Genomic DNA, 22,265 nt, shown 5'->3' with positions numbered 1-22,265 from the left:
ACCCCTATTTTCTATATACAATATTACTTTTTAAGCTTTTTTTAAAGGCACTGGAAGGCTTTTTACTGAATTTACTTTTTCATTAGTAATAGCTTTAGTAGGACATTTAGCTATACTTTCATCTGTAACAGCATAGTTCTCATAATTAACTATAGCAAGATAATTATCAACCTTCATACCGCCTTCTTTAGTATTTTTAACACATATATTACATCCAATACATGCTTTGTCGCAAGCCTTTTTAGCTATAGGACCTTTATCTTTAGATTTACAATAAACATGTATATCTTGTGAAACAGGGTGAATCTCAATAAGTTTCTGAGGACAAGCTTTAACACAAGCACTGCATGAAACACATTTATCTTCAACTATAACAGGCATTCCTGTTTCTTCATCTTTAATGATAGCACCGAACTCGCAAGCGTTCATACAATCATAAAAACCAACACAGCCGTAAGAACATTCTTTAGTTCCGCCAGCCATAACAGCAGAAACACAAGTAGGAGCACCTTTATAAACCTTATTAGATTTAGCTATTCCATTATGTCCATGACAGAAAATATATGCTCTTGTTTTTTCTTTTTGTTCAGGAGCTACTTTACCTAAGAAGTCTGCAACTTTAGCAGCAGTATCAGGACCTCCAACAGAACAACCGTCTACAGGAGCTTTATCATCAACTAAAGCCTTAGCAAACTGTGCACAACCAGCAAAACCGCATCCTCCGCAGTTAGCACCTGGAAGCATTTCAGTAAGTGTTGTAACTCTCTCATCAACTTCAACTTTGAAAATTTTTGAAGAAAATATCAATAAAACAGCCAATATCAAAGCAATTAAGCCTGAAGATATTGAAGCTACTAAAACAGATGTCATCATTTTTATTATCCTTATAAAATACTTCTAACACTCAAAATCATATTTTTATTATTCCGGAAAAACCATAGAAGATAAGAGCAAGTATGCCAGCAGTAATGAAAGGCATAGCAGGACCTTTAAAAGCTTCCGGTATATCTGCAGTCATTAAACGTTCTCTTATGCTAGCCATTATAACTAAAGCTAATGTAAAACCAACGCCTGCACCTAAAGCAAATACTATATTTTGTATAAAGTTATATTTGTATAAAACACCAAATAAAGCCAATCCTAATACACAACAGTTAGTAGTAATAAGAGGAAGATAAATACCCAAAGAAAGATATAAACTTTCACTAGTTTTTCTTACTACCATTTCAACAAATTGTACTAAAGCTGCGATTACAATGATGAAAAGAATAGTTTGTAGGAATTCGATTTTAAAAGGAACTAATATGTAATACTGTATCATCCAGCTAACAGCAGCAGTCAAAACCAATACAAAAGTAACGGCAATACCCATACTGATTGCTGAATCTAGCTTGTTTGATACTCCCAAAAACGGACATATACCCAAAAATTTAGTTAAAACAAAATTATTAACTAAAACTGTTGCTACAAATAATAAAATTAAATTAACCATTAAGCTTTTCCTCCTCTAGCGTCTATAGCTCTTTTGATAGCAATTAAAGTTCCTAAAGTGAAGAAAGCACCAGGAGCCATAATCATAACAACCCAAGGAGTAGTAATTTCATTATATGCATTCAAAGCGAAAGGCATAGCAGACTCAAAGAAACCTCTTAAAGTACCTACTATATCAAAACCAAGCCAAGTACCATTACCTAAAATCTCCCTGATAGAAGCAAGTAATGTCAAAGCAATAAAGAAACCTACACCATTACCTAAAGCATCGAAAATACTAGGTATAATTCCGTTTTTATTAGCAAAAGCCTCTGCTCTACCTAATATAATACAGTTTACAACTATAAGCGGAATATACGGACCTAATGCCAAAGACAATGTATAAAACTTAGCTTTCATGACAATATCTGTCAAAGTAACGAAAGCTGCTATAACCACTATGTATCCCATAATTCTAACTTCATTAGCATAAATCTTCTTAATAAGAGAGATTAAGGCAGATGAACAAACCAAAACGAATATAGTAGCTACTGACATACCTATAGCATTCATTACGCTGCTTGTTACTGCCAAACTAGGACACATACCAAGAACCTGAACGAAGGTTGGATTATTCTTCCAAACACCTTCCATAAATACCTGTGAATTTTTCATAATAATTTAACCTTGATTTAATTAAGATTATACTAGTATATTATAGCATAAATGACAACTTTTTCAAGTATAATTACAATTTACAGCGCATTTATTATAATTATTTAAATTTTTAGAACATTTTAGGCTAATAAAATATATTTTTTATTATATTTTATTACTTATTATCAGCTTTTACTTTGAAAAATGACATAGCATCTTCCAATTTGATAGATAATTCTTCTAATTCCTCTGAAATTTCACTTACATCTTCTGCTAATTTGGTGTTATTTTTAGAGCTATTTTCTATAATAACTATATGAGAATTTATAGAATCTATACCATCTTTTTGTAATTTTAAAGCACTGCTGAAATTAGAAAGTAAAGAATACGCTTTTTCTATCTTTTCTTTCATATCATTAAATAATTCTTTAGACTGATTAGTAGATTTTGCAGCCAGTTCTATACGTTTCTGACTTTCTTCTATAAGAGATGATATATCTTTTACTGATCCTGATGTACTTTGCGCCAAATTTCTAACCTCATTTGCTACAACAGAAAAACCTCTTCCATTTTCTCCAGCTCTTGCCGCTTCAACAGAGGCATTCAAAGCTAATATATTTGTTTGAAAAGCAATATTCTCTATAACATTTGTAATATCTTTTATTTTGTTACTGGCTTCACTTACAGAATTAGCATTATCAGCTGCTTCTGAAATACTGCTGTCAGCCATATCTATAGAACTATTAGCTTCTTTCATTATATTAATAAGTTCATTAGCATAATTAGTAGTTTCTAATACAGAATCACCTATATTATTAGTTATACTGGAAGTTTCCTGCATTTTATAAGAATTACTTTCTGTTTCTGCATGAAGTTTGCTGTTCTTTGATGATATTTCTCCAGCTTTATCCTTTGCATCAACAGCTATACTATTGGCAACATTTACTGCATTTATCAATGCTGATTTCATATTATAAAAACTGCACATTAATTTACCTATTTCATCTTTTCTAGTACTGCAGGAAACATTATCATTATTAACTATATAGCCCTTAGATATATTGTCAGCTTCATTTACAACCATATTAAGAGGTAAAATTATAGATCTAGCTATCAATTTACCAATTAAACAAATAATCACAGACATAACAACCGCTATAATTATAACTATTTTTGTAAGTCTGTTTTTATCTCCGTAAATCTCATCTTGGCTGTAACTTACTATCAAATACCAAGGCGTATTATGTATAGGATTAAATAATGCTATTTCAGACACATTATTATCATCCACATATTCCAAAATACCTTCCTTAGTATCCAAAACCTTCTGAAAGAATTCATCTTCTTTAGCTCTTATAGTTTCAGGTTTTCTTTCATAAGATGAAGTACCTATTATATTACTTTCATATATAATTTATTTGTGTCATTATGAGCTATTATATTTTTATTCTTATCGATTATCATTATAGAACCTGTTTCTCCTAATTGGCTAGGCATAATATAATCTGATATAAATTTCATCCAGTTAATAGAACTATTCAAAACTCCTACAACTTTTCCATTTTCATCTTTAACGCCTTTCCATATAACACATATAGCATTAAGAGGATTGGCAGAAGAAGGCTGAATCAAATCTCTTCCTGCAAAATCGAATCCTGTATCTCTGAATCTAGTCCAATCTGATGAATTTTTACCATAATTAATATGAAGTAATTTTCCGCCTATAGAATCAAGTACTATATTAGCATCAAAATTAACCAAAGAATAATTATAGAAAACCTGTGTATCGGCAACCTCTCTTGTAAATTCTTTCAAGGATTCTTCTGCCGCCAATTTATTTTCTTCGCTTGGATCAACTAAATATTTTGCTAGATTAGGGTCTTTAGAATATAAATCCATAACTAATCTTTTTTCAGTAAAATATAAATCTATCATATCTGAATATGATTTTGCTGCAACTTTTAATCCCTTTATAGCTGTATCTTCTATAGAACGGGAACTTATTATTGTAATTATTAATACAATAATTGACATACATAGTATAAACATAATAGAAATTATAAAAGGTATCCTAAAAGAAAGATTATTTATTTTCATAATAACAAAACCATACTAAAAAAAAATTTAGATATTTTTCAAAAAACTAATTATTTTTTATATTCTATAATATAATCGAAAAATAAAAAAATCAAATTCTAAATATAAATAATTTAATTTTAATACATAAAAATACTATCAGCAATACTTTATACACAAAGAAATCATTTAATGTAAATAAAAATCACAAATAATAAATTAAAATTAAAATTTGATTACTAAAATAGATAATTTACAAAGATAATTTAAATTTATACTAATATCCCACCCCCATAAACTTTAAAGTTTTTTTATGATTTTATAATCATATTATTCCTTTATATTAACTTAGAAAAAGCATACCCACACAAATTTTATTTAAATTCAGGATATACACAGCGCACGCATAGTAAGGCTATAAATATATGCCAATTGTGAATTCTAATTTTTATTATATTTGAAATTTTACTAACCGTGCGTAGAATAAATTTTAAAATTTAAAAAAAATCTTGGGTGGGCAGCTATAATTTCTGAATAAAGCATTAAGAAAATTGCCTGTAAAAATTTCAAAATAAATAACAAACCTAAAGGGCGGGGAATGAGAAAAAAGTAAAAAAATTAAAAAACTTATTTTCTATATTTTTTAACATATCTTTCATTTCATCTTCAAACTCTATATAGAATTCTAAAGCTTCATTATTTATAGATGGGTCTGCTCCATTCTTTAATAAAAGCTCAAATATATGATCTTTGTGATTTTGAGCAGCTATAATTAATGCAGTATTTCCTTCAGGATCTGTCATATTAAGATCAGCATTATTTTCTATAAAGAATTCTACAAGATTTATATTATCTCTCCTTACTGCCATCATTAATGGAGTATATCCGTCTCTTCCTTTTTTATTGATATCTGCATTATTATCTAATAATATCTTTGCAATCTCTATCTTTTCTACAACAGTTAAAGCTGTAAGCCCATTATCATCTTGAAAGTTAATATCCCCCTCCTTCAGATATATATTTATTTATTTATTTCATCAGTTTTGGAATATAAAACATCAAAAATAAATTGAGTACTTTTTTTATATTCATCATCATGATACTTACTAAAAATTTCATACATCTCAGCATTCCAATTTTCGTCAGCATAATATAAACATCTTCTACCATAACCATCTCTTGCAAATACATCAGCTTTATTTTTTATTAAAATTTTAACTATATTAATATGATTATGCATAGCAGCAAGAATTAAAGCAGTGTAGCCTGATTTAGTTTGAATATTAATATCAGCATTGTGCTCTATTAATAAGTTTAATATTTTTTTAGCATTACCGGAAGCGGCATACATTAAAGGTGTAGCATTTTCATTATCTACCGCATTTGCATCTGCTCCCCTATTTATAAACTCTACAGCAATATCAAAATTATTATCATTATTAGCAACATATTCTAAAGCTGTTTTATTTAAATAATTTTTAAAATTGACATCAGCATTATTCTCTAATAATATTTTTATTATTTCTTTATGATGAAACTGTGAAGCTAAAAGCAGAGCATTAGAACCTATTGAGTCATCTGATTCATCTATAGTATTATTAATATCAATTCCTTCAGCAATATATTTTAAAACCTTATCAGCATTATTTTCAGCAGCAGCATATAAAAATTGTATTTCTCTTGATGATGATTCTTTTATTAAATCTGTTATTTTTTTTACATAATTATTTCTATTGTATGCTATATCTAATGCAGTTTTTCCAGATTCATTTTTTAATGTTAAATCAGGTTTATATTTCAAAAGAAGTTCTACAATTTTTGTGTTTCTTTCATCTACTGCATACATTAGAGGAGTTTCTTTTCTGTGATCTGATAAATTAATATCAGCATTATGCTCTAATAATATTTTTACCATATCATAAGAATTAGCATCACAGGCTAATATTAAAGGAGTTTTTTTAAATTCATCTTGCACATTTATATTAGCATTATACTCAAGAAGAACTTTAACTCCTTCAATATTTCTTCGTTCGCATGCATTAAGTAAGGCTGTATTTTGATTGAAATTATTTTTTATTTCAGTATCAGCACCGTTTTCTAATAAAGTCATCATAAAATCTTTTTTTTCTTCATTGTAAGAAGCAAGCATTAATGCTGTAGAGCCTTTGCTATTTGTAGAATTTATATCTGCACCATATTCTAATAATATTTTTATTATTTCTGTACTAGGTTTATCATTTTTTATAAAGGAATAATATATTAACGCTGTTTCTCCTTTTTTATTTTTATAATTAGGATCATAGCCATTTTCAAGTAATATTCTCACTATTTCAGCATAATTTTGACTGCAGGCTATCATCAATGCAGTTAAATAATTATTTTCTAATTTAGTTTCTATATACATATCAGCTTTGTGTTCAAGAAGAATTTTTACCACATCTGCTCTGCCGTAAATACATGCATATATCAAAGCTGTATAATTATTATCATTAGTCATATCTATAGAGGCATTATACTCTAATAAAAGTTTTACTATATCAGTATTTCCTTTATAAGAGGCAATCATTAAAGGAGTGCATCCATCTTTATTCTTAAAATCAATTTCAATATCTTTTTTTTCAATAACATTTTTATTATTTTTCCTGTTCAATTAATATTTTTGCTATTCCAAATACATTTATATTTATATAATTATTTTTATTCAATAAATATTGTATTTCCTGAATATTGCCATCTTCTACAGCATTGAAAAATTCAATTTTTTCTTTATTTGTAAACATCATAACCTCTAATATATATTACCTCTCTATAGTATAGTAAAATTAATAATTTTAGTCAATTCAATTAAAAATATAATAAACATAATATATTTAATTAAAGCTTGGATGGGTATCTATAATTTATTAATAAAGCATCAAAAAAAATTTTATCAAAAATTTCAAAGCAGATAAAAAATATAAAGGGCGAGGAATTAGAATAGATTTAAAACCTATTTACATTCCCCCACCCTTTTATATTTTCTGCTTCATTTTTTAATTATAACTTTTATTTATTTTTTAGCTCAATTAGAAATTACAGCACCCACCCAAGATTTTATTAGATATGAATACTTTATTAACCGCACGGTGGATATATTGATATATAAAAATAAAATAAAAAATAAAATATTTTTTATTTATATAGCTATATTCTGCGTGCGTTAAAAGTTGGGCGTGAACGTGGTGAAAGAACTATAAAAGTAATAAAGTTAATATAAATAGTATAATTTTAAATAAAAAAATTATAATGAAAAATAGATATAATTTTTCATTAATACGTATCTATATATAGGAACAATTTAAACTTTTAAGGAAAGAAAAATGAAAAAAATAATATTTTCTTTAATGATATTTTCTTTATCACTAAATTTATACGCACTTACTAAAAATGAAAAACTTTTTTTGAACTCAGCGAGATTTGGAGATATTGAAACTGTAAAAGAGCTGATAAATTCTGAAATAGATATTGATATACAAGATCAAGAAGGATTTACTGCTTTAATGTATGCAAGTGCTTTAAAAAAAACATTTATAGTAATGACATTATTGGACTATGGAGCTGATCGTTATATAAAAAATGATATTGGAGAAACAGCTATTGATATGGCTAAAAATTTAAAAAATTATGAAATTATGGTATATTGGAAAGCTATGAATAAATAAATTATAAAAGTAGCCAAACCTATTTAATAAAATTAGTTATAATTTATTAAATTATTTTAATTACAAAATAGTGTGAACATTTATTAATTTATTTTTAAGTAAATCTATTATAAAAAATAATATAATTTTAATTTAGTAATATTAAAAAATTTATTTACTCAACATTTTTACATAAATGCTATAATTTCTAATAATAGCTTTCATTTATTTTTTAGCTTAATTATAAATTATAGCCCTACCCAATTCTTTATTAAATTAAATAATTTATTAACCGCACAATGAATGCATTTTTTATAAACAATAAAATATTAAAATAAAATGAATTTAATTATATGGTCATAGTCTGGATGCGTAATTAATATATAATATATAAACTAAGTTATTTGATATTAACATAACAATATTAACATAATAGTATTAACATAATATTAGTATATATCTTTTAATAAAACTGAAGAAAAAAATTTTTATTTAATTAAAAAAAAATTAATAATTAAAAAACGATAACCGATAATAATTGTGTGTTCAGGGAAGAACACATACAAATAATTCATGGAGGAACCATATGGTTATCAACAATAATATAAGTGCTATAAATGCACAACGCACTTTAAAATTCCGCCAAGTAGATCTTAAAAAAGACGCTGCTCAAATTTCTAGCGGTATGAGAATCAATCAAGCTGGAGATGATGCTTCTGGATTAGCAGTATCTGAGAAAATGAGAACTCAGATTCGTGGTTTACGTATGGCTGAAAGAAATACTCAAGACGGTATATCTTTCATTCAAACTACTGAAGGATACTTAGAAGAAACTACTAACATTCTTCAAAGAATTCGTGAATTAGCTATACAAGCTGCTAACGGTATCTATACTGACGAAGACAGACTTTATGTACAAATCGAAGTTTCTCAGTTAGTAGACGAAATCGACAGAGTTGCTTCACAAGCTCAATTCAACAAACTTAACATGTTAACTGGAAGATTCGCTAGATCTACAGGTGAAAACACTCCTGCAGCTTCTATGTGGTTACACATTGGTGCTAATATGGACGAAAGAAAACGCGTTTATATCGGTACTATGAACAGCCAAGCTCTTGGACTTAAAAACCCAGTTGGACCTGCTGTTACAGCTACATTCATCAGCGTTTCTAGCCCATCTAAAGCTAACTCTGTTATCGGTATGGTAGACGAAGCTCTTCTTAAAGTATTAAAACAAAGATCTGACTTAGGTGCTTATCAGAACAGATTAGAAATGACAGCTCAAGGCTTAATGGTTGGATTCGAAAACATGCAGGCTTCTGAAAGCAGAATTCGTGATACAGATATGGCTGAAGCATCAGTTAAACTTGCTAAAGATCAAATTCTTAACCAAGCTAACTTGTCTATGCTTGCTCAAGCTAATCAGTTACCACAAGGTGCTCTTAGATTATTACAATAATTAATATTCAATTAGTTTTGTAATATTAACCATATAAAGGGGGACATCCTTAATCGGATGCCTCCCTTTTTTATTTTAAACCATACTATAAAATTCCTATAATCATATATTAATAACCATATTAAACTGCTTTGATATCTCTTTTTTAATAGCACTTAAATATTGAGATACAGCAGATTGAGTTACATTGAGCTTTTTTGCTAACTCTTCCTGACTTTTTCCCTCTGCAAATAATTTCATTATTCTTTTTTGTTTTGGTGTAAGTATAGCTATTATTAAATTTGAAACTCTGCTGTATTCACTATCAGTCAAAGCATTAGTATAAAGTATATTATCTAAATCATCATTTGTTAATATACTTTCTCTGCTGTCTGTTCTATCAGAATTAATTTTTCTAGTTCCTAAACTTTTATTAATCTCTTTCAAAACATCATTACAAAGTTTTTTACAGGTATCATATTTAGAACATAAATTGCACATTATATTAATACTCCTTTAAAATACATAATATTTTATCAAGAATTTCAGGTTTATAATTTTCTGTATCAACATCTTCTAATTGTCTTATGGCATTCTTAATATCAACACGCATTATAACCCATTCCTCCCAATTAGTTTTTTTGTTGTAAAAATAATCATCCTCCTTAATATTATCTAATATGTTTTTTATGAGTTTCTTATAATAGATTGTGCTTTGAAATTGCTTCATTATTAACTCCTTATACAGTATATATAAATACTGTATAAATATTTATATATCATAAACAAATTTATTTCAACCTACTATAATGTATATTTATATACTATAATAATATTTTGTAATTACATACAATAAATACAATACAATTCATACAAATTTCATAAAAGAGCATTATTTACATACCACACCCTTTATACTTTTTAGATAAATTTGAATTTTTAATTTTATTTATATTTGATATTTACACAGAAAAAGTATGCCCGCCCAATCTTTTTTAAATTTATGACTTTGTATACAAAAAAAGGAAGCAGAAAACTGCTCCCTTTGTAAATTCTAGATTTTTAATTGATATTAAGAGTCAAGAAAATCTTTTAACTCTTTTTTCTTAGATTGTGCTCTCAATCTTCTTATGGCCTTTGCCTCTATCTGACGAATACGTTCTCTAGTAACCTTGAATACATATCCAACCTCTTCAAGAGTATGAGAATAACCATCAACAAGACCGAAACGCATTCTTATAACCTTTTGCTCTCTGTCAGGCAAGCTGTCTAATATAGAATCGATCTGCTTTCTTAAGATTTTGAAAGTAGTAATATTTTGAGGACTTTCAAATTCTTTATCTTCGATAAGTTCTCCCAAAATAGTATCCTCTTCATCGCCTATAGGAGCATTCAAAGAAACAGGGTCTTTAGCAACATTCCTTACACTTTTCACCCTGCTTTCAGGCCAGCTTAAAGCCTTTGCTATCTCTTGAATAGAAGGCTCTCTTCCATGCTGCTGCATATACTGTCTTAATACTCTTTGAACTTTATTAATCTGCTCTATCATATGAACAGGAACCCTTATAGTTCTAGCCTGATCGCTTATAGAACGTGTAATAGCCTGACGAATCCACCAAGTAGCATAAGTAGAAAATTTATAACCTTTTTTGTATTCAAATTTATCTACAGCCTTGATAAGCCCTATATTTCCTTCTTGAACTAAATCGAAGAAATGAAGCCCTCTATTAACATACTTTTTAGCTATGGCAATAACAAGTCTTAAATTAGCCTTAACAATATGATCCTTGGCCTGAGCTATTTTTCTTCTTGATGAGTCTATTTTACGAACCCATTCTACTAAAGTTTCTTTATCAATGCGAACTTCATCATAAATATCAGCCATACGAACCTGTGCTTTATGGAAACTAGTTATAACAGCTTCTATAGCCTCAGGAGTGATATTAAATTCATCTACAAGTCTTATATATATATCCTTGTTTCCTGCTTCTATCTCTTTGTAATAATTCTCAAAATCTGATATTTCTTTATAGTATCTTTTTTTAAGCTTTTCAAAATACTCTTCTATCTGATTTATTCTATGCAAATAGAACTTTAACTTTTCAGCTATTCTGTCTATTTCCATTCTGTTTAATCTTACTTTTGTTAAAAGCTTTACTATATTTTCTTTAACTTCCTCTTGTTCTTTAGTAAGAGCTTTAATAGTTTTTTGTGTAGTAATCTTTTTTATTCTCTTATCTAAAGCTAAGTACTTCTCAGCTAATGCAACATACTCTTTTTCAAAGTTTTTATACTTTCTTTCTAATTTTCTTTTCTCCTGAGTAGAAACATTATATATCCTAGGAGGTTCTAATATTTCATGTATAGAAACTTTTCCTATCTGTACATTTTTGATAGTATTCAATACTTCTCCTACTACAAGATGAGTATTCAAGATTATATTTTCAATTTCAGATTCTCCAGATTCAATCTTTTTTGAATAATCAACCTCATCATCATGAGTAAGCAGACTCACCTTTCCAATTTCTTTAAGATAAAGCCTTATAGGATCATCATTGTTTCCAACCTTATCCTCAACATGTATGAATTTTGCAGCATCATCAATCTTATTTTGATTCTTAGAAAGGCTTTCAAACTCTCTTTTGTCTTCAACGATAACAATTTTTCTTGCAGCTAATAATTGAAAAAGTATATCCATCACATCGGTATCCATATTATCAATGGCACCGTTAATCTCTTTAAATGTAAGATATTTATTTGCATTCCCTTTTTCAAGTAATTTTCTAATCTTTTCATTATTTTTAATCAAAAGATCGCAATCTTCTTCTGTCATCATAAATCACTTCCTTGATGTAATTTTTCTTTTTGCTTATTAAGTAAACTTATTCTACGAGCTGCCTCATAAATATTATCTAAATTATCCAAATTTATATTATTTTGTAATTCTTTTTTTTCGGAGTCTATGCAGCCGCTTTTAATTTTAATAATAAGCTCCTCCAGTTTTTCATATATATTTTCACTATATAGTTTCTTCTTGCTTAAAATCTGATTGGCTATATGCTCATTTCCTAATATATTAAGAGCATCTTCAACACTTGCTTCTTTATTAAGAGTTAAGAGCCTTATATAAAATTCTCTTGTTATATCTTTCTTAATAAGATCAACACTAATTTCTCTTTCTGCCTCTTTAATCAAAGAAGGATTCAAAGCAAGCAAATATATTAAACTATTTTCATAGTAAAATTTGTTATCTGTATTATTTTTTACTTTTTTATCATATTTTATACCGGAAGCATACTGATTTGCATTATATGTGTTCAAATAGTCTTTGTTAAAAGCTTCTCTATCAACATTAAGTTTCGAAGCTACGTATGAAATTATCATCTGTTTCTCTGTTTCACTTTTCACAGCATCTAAATACTTATAAAAACTATTAATAACATTTAATTTTTCTGCTATAGATAAAGAAGAAATATCCTTTTTTATTTCACTATCTATAACAAAATCATACCAATTAAGTTTATTATTATACAATATATCAAACCGGTTTCTACCATAAACTGTAAAAAATTCATCTAAATCTTTAGTTTCTTGTATAGAAAGTATAGTCAACTTTAAGTCAAACTTCAAGAGTGTAATTATAGCAGATTTTGCCGCTTTTATACCAGCTTCATCGCTATCTAATGCTAATACTACATTTTTAGTGTATTTTTTTATTTCTCTTGCATGTTCTTCTGTAATTGCAGTCCCTAAAGTGCCTACAACATTCTTTATACCCATTTTATGGCATGCTATTGTATCCATATAGCCTTCAACAAGCATTATTTCATCTTGCTTCATTATATACGATTTAGCAATATTTATACCATATAATGAAGATTTCTTTTTAAATATGAGGCTTTCTTTAGAATTTAGATACTTAGGCTCCTTACCATCTATACTTCTGCCTCCAAAACCTACTATCTCTTCACGTTCATTTATTATAGGGAACATTATTCTATTAACAAATGTATCATAATAATGATTAGGATTATTCTTGCTTACGCTTACTAAACCTAATATATTCATATTATTTACTGTAATTTTATTCTCTGTTAATGCATTCATTAAAGCATTCCAACTAGGCGGAGCATAACCTATTCTAAATTCTTTTATAATTCTGAATGGTATTTTTCTTGATTTCAAGTATTTTTCAGCATCTTTATAGAAATAATCTCCATTTTTATCTTTTAAAAACAGGGTTTTTCCAAAAAAGTTGCATGCTATTCTGTTAATTCTTCTGCTTTCTAGATATATTTTATCTTTTTGAGTAGTTTTTGCAGAAAAAAATCCGCTGACATCAACCGAAAACCTATTTCCTAAATATTGTACAGCCTCTTTAAATGATTTATTCTCTTTTTCCTTAAGATATGTAATAACATTTCCTTTAGCACCGCAAGTAAAGCATTTATAAATACCCTTTGAATCATCAACAGACATAGAAGGATTTGTTTCCTGTCCGTCTTTATGAAAAGGGCATTGAACGGTGTATTGACTTCCGCCTCTATGTATTACTTTATATCTATCTCTTAATATATCAACAAGAGATACTCTAGACAATAGATTATTTAATTTTTCAATAAATAAATTATCCACAATAAATAAGCTCAAACTTTAATATCCGTATATTAATCGGATATTAAAATATTAAAAATTACAATTATCCCCATAAATAAATATCCATAAATATAAAAATATTTTAAAAAAAGTCAAGTATTTTTAATATTTTTTAATCAAAATAATATTAGTCAAAATCAATTTATTTTACATATTTATTACTTGACAAAATTCTGTTTTTTATTATTATAGTGTGAACATGTTTTGCGGAGACTTATTGTGTTTAGTTATTTTGAAAAAAGTCAGAGAAGAAGAAGGATCTTAAATAACATAAAATCAAGAAGGATTATAATAGATAAATTTAATATTCCATTAGGTATAGTACCTAGCGAATATGTATACCCAATAGAGGGTACAAAAATAGAATTAAAAAATACTGATAACGGAGATGTATATTCATATAAAATATCCGTTTCAGCAGAAAAAATATTTTCATTGTATATGAAATTATTAAAATTATTTCCATCTTATGGCACCATGATCATAGAAAGAATCAGCGAAGATGTTAACAGAGATTTCGATGTTCTTATGAGCGATCCTGATGTTTCATTAAATGAAATAAGAAAAGTATTTAGAAGATATAATGAGTTATGGGTTGAATGCGGCTTTGTAGGTTTTGGTGTTATAGATGAACTTACAGAGTTTGAAATTTTTATAAATTTAGATAAAGAAATAGAAATCAACACTTCATATAAAAATATGAAGCAAATTAATCGTATATTACGTTCATATAAACTTTTAAATGATGATGTTTCTTTTATAAGCGACTATGAACATATGCATTATTCTCTATCATCTATAGTTGCAGATGAAGGATGTTCTGAAGCTGATGAGTATGTTTTTGATTATTATGATATTATAAATAATCTTAAATCAACTTATGGATTCACCACTATCAATTTAAATGATGTTACTAACATTATAAAAGCTCCTAAATGGTGGAATGTTACAGTTAAGGGTTTGGGTAAATGTCAGAAACGAACTTTTATATCAACTTATTATATAGTGGCAAATACAATAGAAGAAATGGAAACATTAATAGATGAAAAAATGAAAGATATGAACGTTGATTATTATTATATATACGATTTTTATAATGTTGATCCTAATGACTATAATTATGAGAGCGTAAACGTTACTAATATTCAAAATGTATCTTTTGAAAAAGCACCTTTTGGTATATGGGGACAATCTGATGTATTTATATGCAAAGCTAAAAATATAGCTTCATATTATATTAATAAGAATTATGCAAGAACATACTAATGATAATTTTATAAATGCTTTAAAAATAAAAGAACATATTAAATATCAATTTAAATATTGTCCTTATTGCGGTGAAAAAGATTCTTTTATTTTTAATGATGTAAAAATCTTTAAATGCTCAAAATGTAAAAGAACATATTTTACTAATCCTGCATCCGCTGTAGGGGTTATTATAGAAACTCCAAATGGGATAGTATTCGTTGAAAGAAAATTTGAACCTAAAAAAGGTTATATAGATATGCCTGGAGGTTTTTGCGAGCCTTATGAAAGGGCTGAAGATACCGCTGTTAGGGAAATTCTTGAAGAAACAAATATAAAATTAAACAATATAAACTTTTTAATGAGCGGAGCTAATGAATATATATACGATGGCGTTATGTATATTACAACAGACATATTCTTTTATTCAAAATTGGATTATGTTCCAGATGCCGCTCCAAATGATGATGCTTCAAAAGTTATTTTCATAAAAAGAGAAGATATTGATTTTGAAAGAATAGCTTTTGAATCTGCAAAAGAGGCTTTTTCTTATTATATTAAAAATTTTTAATTTTTTATTAATTAACAATATTTAAATATTTCAATTATGGTGAATAAAAAACAAATTTTAGAAATAATATTGGCTTCTTTAAGTGCCATTTTTATAGCGGGATTTATTAGAATATTTTTCTTTGATACTTATATTGTTACTAATAAATCTATGGAGCCTACTTTTTTTGAAGGCGATCAGATACTTCTTTTAAAAAAGAATTTTGTATTTAATAGAATTAAAAACTTTGATGTTATAGTATTCAATCATAATGATACCAATCTTGTAAAAAGAGTTATAGGAACAGAGGGTGATAAAGTAGAAATAAAAGACGGCGGACTTTATCTAAACGATAAACTTATAGAACATGAATATTATATATTTTCAAATGAAGATAATGGACTTTATATTTTAGGTAATAATCAGTATTTTGTTTTGGGTGATAATATAAAGGTAAGCGAGGACAGCAGATATTTTGGGCTTATAGATGAAAAAGACATAAAAGGACAAGTTATACTAATATTCAGTCCCAAAAAAAGATTTCAGCTATTTAATAATATTTTTCATAATAATAATATTTCAGAATAGATTTATTATACAAATATCACTTGCACCAAAAACATATAAATCACAGTACCTGCACCTATACTTATAAGTACATTTCTTTTTATTATATGCAAAACCACTATAACAGCTATAGATATTAATTCAGGTATAGCATAAGGAAATTTTATAATATTAATATCTTTAAGACAATATACCACAAGAAGTGCTATCATAGAATAAGGCAATATTTTACCTAAAAACTGAACATATTTATTTTCAGATAATGATTTATTTATTATGAGAAAAGGCAGAAACCTAAGAAAAGCAGTTCCAATTACAATCATCAAAGCAGTTATTAATATTTCTGTATTATTCATATATTTTTCCGTTTTCATTATATTTATAAACTATACTTATTGATATAAAAATTAACACCATAGCAAGTATTATAAATATATTAGTTTTAAATATTAAAATAGGTATAGAACATAAAAGCCCAATCAAAGCACCTCTATGATCTTTACTTTCAAGCCATTGTTCTGTAAATATCACAACGAATAAAGCAGTTAAAACAAAATCAAGCCCTTTAGTATTGAAAGTGATAAAAGAACCTATTAAACAGCCTAATAAGGTACCTATATTCCAATACATATGATTTATAAAAGCCACAAATAAAAGAAATGCATTTTTATTAATATTTTCAGGTATATCGGCAGAGCATAGTATTGAAAAAGTTTCATCACTTAAAGTATATATTAAATAAGGCTTTATAATTCCTGTATTTTGAAATTTTGATACAAGAGATATTCCATAAAATCCTACTCTTGAATTAACTATCAATGTTAGTATGAAAGCATATAGAGGATTAAAAGGAGCTAAAAACAAATAATTAATAGCCGTATACTGCATGCTTCCGCAATAGGCAAATAAACTTAAAAAAACCGCGAGCCAAGTATCAAGCCCTTTAGCTTTCATAAGTACTCCATAAGCCATACCCAAAAATATATACCCTACAAGAACAGGTATAGTATAAGGAAATGCATATTTTAATGCTGAAATCAAATCATGTTTTTTAGTATTCATAATTATTCAAATAGTAAATATTTAATTTAAAAATCATTTATATACATCTATAACAATATACAAAAAATATTTATTTTTATATAAAATATCCATAATAATAACATTTAGCGGTTTCATATCCATGTCTTAATATCATATCAAAATCTTCTCTTTTAGGACTGAATAGAGTTGTTTTGTAATTTTTTACTTTTATGCAATTTTCTTTTGTATCACAGGAATTGATTATTTTTTCTTTTACTGCTTTATCAATTTTTGAATTCCTCAATATTTTTGAAGCATGATTGCCTATATTTAGATATAATCCATTTTTATTTCTATTAATAAAATCTATATAACTTCTCACCCTTAAAAAATGAACTTGACTCATAGCTATATCAAGCATTCTCTTCAATCCAAATTTATTTACTCTATAATTAAAATTAAAACTAAGAGCAGCATTAGCCGTTATTAAAAAATTCAAATCATCTTTACAATATCCGCCTTTATCCATTTTGTATATGGCTTCCAACCCCAAATTATCATAAATTCCTCCGTCCCATAAATGTATAGATTTTGGAATATTTTTTATTGGTCTATCCTCATGATCTACCCATTCCTTACATTTTATTTTAAAATATTGACTTCCTATTAAAATAGGAAAAGCAGCAGACATAGCAACAGCCATAGATATATCATAATTTAAATCTTTTATATAGCCTAATTTATAATCGCCTATATGTTTTTGAGAGAAAGAAAATCTTTTTCCTGTTTCTATTGTAGTTGCATTTATAGACCATCTAGGTATTTTATCCAAATCTGAAAATTTTCCTGTTATATTCCAATATTTTTTCATTATATCTGATAAAATTTTAGGCTTATTAAAAAAATTATGAATCTGGCTTGATAATGCATTGGATATAAGTTTTTTTTGTATATCATTTTTTAAAACAACTTCTTTAATTTTTTCTAACACCAAATTATATTCCTTACTGCTTGGAAATTTATTATTATTAAAAGAATATAATAAAGCAATACATATACTAGCACCTGATACAGTTGATATATGTTCTATATTTTCCAAAGCATTTTCTTCTGCAAGCCATTTTAATACACCAAAATGAAATATTGCTGCTCTTATTCCGCCTCCTGATAAGGCAATACCTATCTTTTTATCATTCAAAGACATAAAAAATTACCCTACAATTATTATATTTTAGATTTTATATTCTTAACTTTATTTTCATCGGTATATTTAACGCTGAACTCCGGAGGTCTTAAAGCTGCCCCCATAAATACATTTTCATTTCTGTATTCCATTAAACTATTAACTGTTTTGTTTGCTGTCATATGATATTCATTAGCTTTTACAGTGTCTTTTATATATTCAATATTTCTTTCATTTATTCCGCTTCCAGGCATTATTATTATTTTATCATTATATTTTTCAACCAATTCTTTTAATTTTATTATGCCGCTCATAACATTAGCCTCACCGCCTGAAGTTAGTATTCTTTCAAAACCTAATGATATTATGTCTTCACATGCTTTATTTAAATCAGAACTTACATCTATTGCCCTATGAAAAGTAGCTTTACTGCTTCCCCATAAATCTAATAATTCAGAGCATCTCTCTTTATCAACTCTGCCCTCTTTTGTAAGTATGCCGAATACTATTCCGTCAATTTTTAATTCTTTCATGAGTTTTATTTCTTTTTTCATTATTTCAAACTCAATATCATCATAGCAGAAATCTCCGCCTCTAGGACGAACCATTGCATATATTGCAGCATTTACCTTTTCTCTTGCCAATTCTAAAACACCGTAACTAGGAGTAGTGCCTCCTTCAAACATATTTCCGCAAAGCTCAAGTCTGTCAGCTCCTCCTTTTTCAGCACTTATGCAGGACTGAACAGAATCAACACATATTTCTATTTTTGTATTCATAATAATGCCTTTTATAAATTAATTAAAACACATCAATTATACTAGAAAATTGCCAATTGTCAAAATATATTATATAATCCATCTGCATCTATTTTATAATAAGGATTAGGTTTATGAAAAAATTATTTATAATGTTACTGCTCAATATAATTTACATATCTGCTTTTGCTGACAATACCAATATAACAAAGCATTTATTTTTTACTCTTGAAGGAAGAATTGATAAATACCCTATTACAATAAATATACATATTGAAAATCCTGATAGTATTACAGAAAATAAAAAGTCTAATATAGACGGATATTATAAATACAATAATGTTAATACTCCAATACCTATAAACGGAGAAATGGATAAAAATAGTATTAAATTGACTGCCTTTGATTATGATAATTCTAATAAAAAAGAAGAATTCAGCTTTAAAATAAATAATAGTCAGTTCAATAATATTATTAATTTAGTAAACGGCAAAAAGAATATTGATTTAAAAGGAAGATGGAAAAATAATAATAAAAAATTAAGCTGTAATATAGATACTGTAAAACCTTTAGGGGATAAAATACATACTGTTTATGATATATCTGTTTCTAAAGAATATAAAGATAATACTTATGGTTTATCGCACTTTATATAGAAAATTTAAAATCATCTATATATAAAGGTGAAATCATAAATAAAATAAACAATACCAATGAGATGATTAAAAAGATTAATGATGATATTGCTAAAGTAAATTTTAATGAAGAAGAAATTTTTCACGAAGTTAATTTTTATAATTTTTATAACAAATTTTTTAATGATAATATTTTATGTTTGACAAGCAGTACAGAATACTATTATGGAGGTGCATATCCTGATACTGCAATATCACATTTTACATTAGATATTAATAAATTAGAAATAAAAGTATTAACTTTATCAGATTTCGTAAATGACAGCGATAAATTTAGAAAAACTTTGCAAAGCGAAATTGATAAATATTATAAAGAAATTGGAGAAGATGATTTTACTATTGATGTAATAAATAAATCTGATAGTTATTATGCTGAAACTTTAATGTCAAGAAATGTTGCAATTAACAGATATTATGACGGAATTAGTTTGCATATAAGGTTTGAACTTCCTCATGTTGTTAGAGCACTTGATGATTTTGAAATATCTATTGAAAAATTAAAGCCTTATTTAAAAAAGAATATTTATTGATTATTTTGCCGCTTTAATAATAAATAATCAAAACTTTACTTTTATAGTTATTTTTTGTATAATGATATTATGAGTAGAGATATTAATGTTTTAAATGATTATTTTGTGAGATATTTATTCTCATCACCTGACAGTAATTTAATACTGCTTGATTTTATCAATTCAATAATGCTCGACTCTAATATGAAAACTTTTAGATCCGTAGAAATACTTACACCTTTTAACTATAAAGAAAATTATCAAGATAAAGAAACAATAGCAGATGTAAAGTGTATAACTCAAAATGGGACTGTTGTAATTATAGAAATACAGTTGCAAGGTAATTCTAGATTTCCAGAACGCATACTTTATTATTGGTCAGCTAATTATAGTAAGCTATTAAAGCATGGAGAAAAATATGATGCTTTAACTCCAGTAATTAGTATCAACTTACTTAATTTTAATTTAGATGATAATGATTCTATACATTCATGTTATATGATTTATGATACTAACAGCAAAAGACTGTTAACAGATCATTTACAAATTCATATAATTGAACTCAAAAAATTCAAATATAATTTATTACAGCCAGATTTAAACTGCTGGCTTAAATTTTTCACAATGAAAGAAAAAGATAATAAGGAGGTTGTTATGTCAGAATTAGTAAAAGAAAAACCTATAATGGAAGAAGTGCAAAAAAGATATAATAACTTTATAAAAGACAGACTAATGATGAATGAATATGATAAAAGACAAGCTTATTTGTATGGTAATCAAATAATGCTTGATGAGGAGAGAAGATTAGGTATTGAAGAAGGAATTAAGAAAGGTATAGAACAAGGTAAGAAGGAACAGCAAATATCTATAGCTAGAAGTTTAAAAAATGCAGGCATAGATATAAAAATCATAAGTGAAAACACAGGATTAAGTATAGAAGAAATAAAAAACTTGTGAGCATCTAGTAAATTTATTTACTAGATATTAATAGCGAGCAAGTTTTTTATGTATAAATAAAGAAATAAAAAAATTATGAGCATATAACAAATTTATTTGTTATATATTTTAAGCGAATAATTTTTTTATGAATAAATTAAAGAAATAAAAAAATTATAATAGATATAGATTTGAATTTATTTTTAAAATAAAAAGAGCTTCTATATAACAATATATAAAAGCTCTTAATTTTTTATTCTTTTTTTAATAATTCGGCTACTATCTCATCAAGTTCTTCAGGCTTTACTCTAGGATCATAGCGTCCAACTATATTTCCTTGCCTATCTATTAAAAACTTACCGAAATTCCATCTTATTTTATCAACGCCTTCTTCAGTAGGCTTTTCAGTTCTTAAATAAGTAAATAAAGGATCAGCATTCTTACTATTAACTTTAACTTTGTCAAATAGCTTGAAAGTAATACCGTATTTCTCCTTTCTAAACTCAGCAATTTCTTCAATAGGTTCTTTAGCCTGTCCGCCGAATTGATTACAAGGAAAGTCTAATATTTCAAAACCATCCTTTTTGTATTTTTTGTATAAATCCTGCAACGCAGAATATTGTTTCGTAAATCCTCATTTAGTGGCGGTATTAATTATAAGTAATACCTTTCCCTCATACTTTTTTAATTTTACATCTTTACCTTCAGCATCTTTAACTGTGTAGTCATATATACTCATCTTATCCTCCGCTTATATAATATTTTACTAAAATAAAAAGGCATAGTACATTAATTAAATATTAATTACCATGCCTTATATAT

20 protein-coding genes and 2 pseudogenes are annotated in these 22,265 nt (G+C 26.9%); 8 read left to right on the top strand and 14 right to left on the bottom strand.

What is annotated here, in order from left to right; genetic code table 11:
* Positions 1–30: 30 nt before the first annotated feature.
* The 5 genes and pseudogenes from Q0K19_RS05850 to Q0K19_RS05830 form a co-directional block, all read right to left on the bottom strand.
* A complete protein-coding gene (locus Q0K19_RS05850; RefSeq protein ID WP_297246251.1) occupies positions 31–873 on the bottom strand; it encodes an RnfABCDGE type electron transport complex subunit B in 843 nt (280 codons plus the stop codon).
* A 37-nt stretch (positions 874–910) separates the two neighbouring features.
* Positions 911–1,492 carry an electron transport complex subunit RsxA gene (gene rsxA, locus Q0K19_RS05845; RefSeq protein ID WP_013113074.1) on the bottom strand — a complete coding sequence of 194 codons (582 nt, stop codon included), beginning with the start codon at positions 1,490–1,492 and terminating at the stop codon, positions 911–913.
* Positions 1,492–2,145: an electron transport complex subunit RsxE gene (rsxE, locus tag Q0K19_RS05840; RefSeq protein WP_014488440.1), complete on the bottom strand. Its 654-nt coding sequence runs from the start codon at positions 2,143–2,145 to the stop codon at positions 1,492–1,494. Before rsxE ends, rsxA begins: the two co-directional genes overlap by 1 nt.
* A gap of 157 nt (positions 2,146–2,302) precedes the next feature.
* Positions 2,303–4,224, bottom strand: a pseudogene (locus Q0K19_RS05835) (methyl-accepting chemotaxis protein).
* A 563-nt stretch (positions 4,225–4,787) separates the two neighbouring features.
* Positions 4,788–6,983: pseudogene (locus Q0K19_RS05830) on the bottom strand (ankyrin repeat domain-containing protein).
* Between the two features lie 579 nt (positions 6,984–7,562).
* On the opposite strand from Q0K19_RS05830, the gene Q0K19_RS05825 reads away from it, so the two are divergent.
* Together Q0K19_RS05825 and Q0K19_RS05820 are read left to right on the top strand one after the other, a co-directional pair.
* Positions 7,563–7,904, top strand: a complete 342-nt coding sequence (locus tag Q0K19_RS05825) for an ankyrin repeat domain-containing protein (RefSeq protein WP_297246243.1) — start codon at positions 7,563–7,565, stop codon at positions 7,902–7,904.
* 565 nt (positions 7,905–8,469) lie between these two features.
* Complete coding sequence (locus Q0K19_RS05820; protein ID WP_297246241.1) at positions 8,470–9,342, top strand: flagellin; 873 nt, start codon at positions 8,470–8,472, stop codon at positions 9,340–9,342.
* 102 nt (positions 9,343–9,444) lie between these two features.
* Here Q0K19_RS05820 and Q0K19_RS05815 read toward each other — a convergent pair whose 3' ends face one another.
* The 4 genes from Q0K19_RS05815 to dnaG form a co-directional block, all read right to left on the bottom strand.
* Positions 9,445–9,822 carry a sigma factor-like helix-turn-helix DNA-binding protein gene (locus Q0K19_RS05815; RefSeq protein WP_297246239.1) on the bottom strand — a complete coding sequence of 126 codons (378 nt, stop codon included), beginning with the start codon at positions 9,820–9,822 and terminating at the stop codon, positions 9,445–9,447.
* A gap of 4 nt (positions 9,823–9,826) precedes the next feature.
* Positions 9,827–10,051, bottom strand: a complete 225-nt coding sequence (locus tag Q0K19_RS05810; protein ID WP_297246237.1) for a hypothetical protein — start codon at positions 10,049–10,051, stop codon at positions 9,827–9,829.
* A 342-nt stretch (positions 10,052–10,393) separates the two neighbouring features.
* The gene (gene rpoD, locus Q0K19_RS05805) at positions 10,394–12,157 is read right to left on the bottom strand and encodes an RNA polymerase sigma factor RpoD (protein ID WP_297246235.1); all 1,764 of its coding nucleotides are present in this window, start codon (positions 12,155–12,157) and stop codon (positions 10,394–10,396) included.
* Positions 12,154–13,956 (bottom strand): DNA primase, encoded by a 1,803-nt coding sequence (dnaG, locus tag Q0K19_RS05800; RefSeq protein ID WP_297246262.1) that lies wholly within the window; start codon positions 13,954–13,956, stop codon positions 12,154–12,156. The genes rpoD and dnaG overlap by 4 nt, the downstream gene beginning before the upstream one ends.
* Before the next feature lie 240 nt (positions 13,957–14,196).
* Between dnaG and Q0K19_RS05795 the strand changes: the two genes are divergently transcribed.
* The 3 genes from Q0K19_RS05795 to lepB are packed head-to-tail and all read left to right on the top strand — an operon-like array spanning position 14,197 to position 16,360.
* The gene (locus tag Q0K19_RS05795) at positions 14,197–15,243 is read left to right on the top strand and encodes a hypothetical protein (RefSeq protein ID WP_297246233.1); all 1,047 of its coding nucleotides are present in this window, start codon (positions 14,197–14,199) and stop codon (positions 15,241–15,243) included.
* Positions 15,227–15,793, top strand: a complete 567-nt coding sequence (locus tag Q0K19_RS05790; RefSeq protein ID WP_297246231.1) for an NUDIX domain-containing protein — start codon at positions 15,227–15,229, stop codon at positions 15,791–15,793. The genes Q0K19_RS05795 and Q0K19_RS05790 overlap by 17 nt, the downstream gene beginning before the upstream one ends.
* A 36-nt stretch (positions 15,794–15,829) precedes the next feature.
* Positions 15,830–16,360, top strand: a complete 531-nt coding sequence (gene lepB / locus Q0K19_RS05785) for a signal peptidase I (RefSeq protein ID WP_297246229.1) — start codon at positions 15,830–15,832, stop codon at positions 16,358–16,360.
* Between the two features lie 5 nt (positions 16,361–16,365).
* Here lepB and Q0K19_RS05780 read toward each other — a convergent pair whose 3' ends face one another.
* From Q0K19_RS05780 to Q0K19_RS05765, 4 genes are all read right to left on the bottom strand, one after another.
* A complete protein-coding gene (locus tag Q0K19_RS05780; RefSeq protein ID WP_297246226.1) occupies positions 16,366–16,695 on the bottom strand; it encodes a branched-chain amino acid transporter permease in 330 nt (109 codons plus the stop codon).
* Positions 16,688–17,401, bottom strand: coding sequence for an AzlC family ABC transporter permease (locus tag Q0K19_RS05775; protein ID WP_297246224.1), 714 nt, complete (start codon positions 17,399–17,401; stop codon positions 16,688–16,690). The genes Q0K19_RS05780 and Q0K19_RS05775 overlap by 8 nt, the downstream gene beginning before the upstream one ends.
* Before the next feature lie 76 nt (positions 17,402–17,477).
* The gene (locus Q0K19_RS05770) at positions 17,478–18,566 is read right to left on the bottom strand and encodes a patatin-like phospholipase family protein (protein ID WP_297246222.1); all 1,089 of its coding nucleotides are present in this window, start codon (positions 18,564–18,566) and stop codon (positions 17,478–17,480) included.
* Positions 18,567–18,586: 20 nt separating this feature from the next.
* Complete coding sequence (locus tag Q0K19_RS05765; protein WP_297246220.1) at positions 18,587–19,324, bottom strand: copper homeostasis protein CutC; 738 nt, start codon at positions 19,322–19,324, stop codon at positions 18,587–18,589.
* 113 nt (positions 19,325–19,437) lie between these two features.
* Between Q0K19_RS05765 and Q0K19_RS05760 the strand changes: the two genes are divergently transcribed.
* From Q0K19_RS05760 to Q0K19_RS05750, 3 genes are all read left to right on the top strand, one after another.
* Positions 19,438–19,959 carry a hypothetical protein gene (locus tag Q0K19_RS05760; RefSeq protein ID WP_297246219.1) on the top strand — a complete coding sequence of 174 codons (522 nt, stop codon included), beginning with the start codon at positions 19,438–19,440 and terminating at the stop codon, positions 19,957–19,959.
* Between the two features lie 62 nt (positions 19,960–20,021).
* Complete coding sequence (locus tag Q0K19_RS05755; protein WP_297246218.1) at positions 20,022–20,528, top strand: hypothetical protein; 507 nt, start codon at positions 20,022–20,024, stop codon at positions 20,526–20,528.
* A 69-nt stretch (positions 20,529–20,597) separates the two neighbouring features.
* Positions 20,598–21,464, top strand: coding sequence for an Rpn family recombination-promoting nuclease/putative transposase (locus Q0K19_RS05750; protein ID WP_297246216.1), 867 nt, complete (start codon positions 20,598–20,600; stop codon positions 21,462–21,464).
* A 232-nt stretch (positions 21,465–21,696) separates the two neighbouring features.
* Here the strand turns inward: Q0K19_RS05750 and Q0K19_RS05745 are convergent, their stop codons facing one another.
* Positions 21,697–22,182: a glutathione peroxidase gene (locus Q0K19_RS05745; protein WP_083818252.1), complete on the bottom strand. Its 486-nt coding sequence runs from the start codon at positions 22,180–22,182 to the stop codon at positions 21,697–21,699.
* Positions 22,183–22,265: the final 83 nt, after the last annotated feature.

It is taken from the genome of uncultured Brachyspira sp. (assembly GCF_944393015.1).
GTDB lineage: Bacteria > Spirochaetota > Brachyspiria > Brachyspirales > Brachyspiraceae > Brachyspira.
The sequence above is the reverse complement of the archived record's forward strand: the minus strand, read 5'-3'. Positions and strand labels throughout refer to the sequence as shown.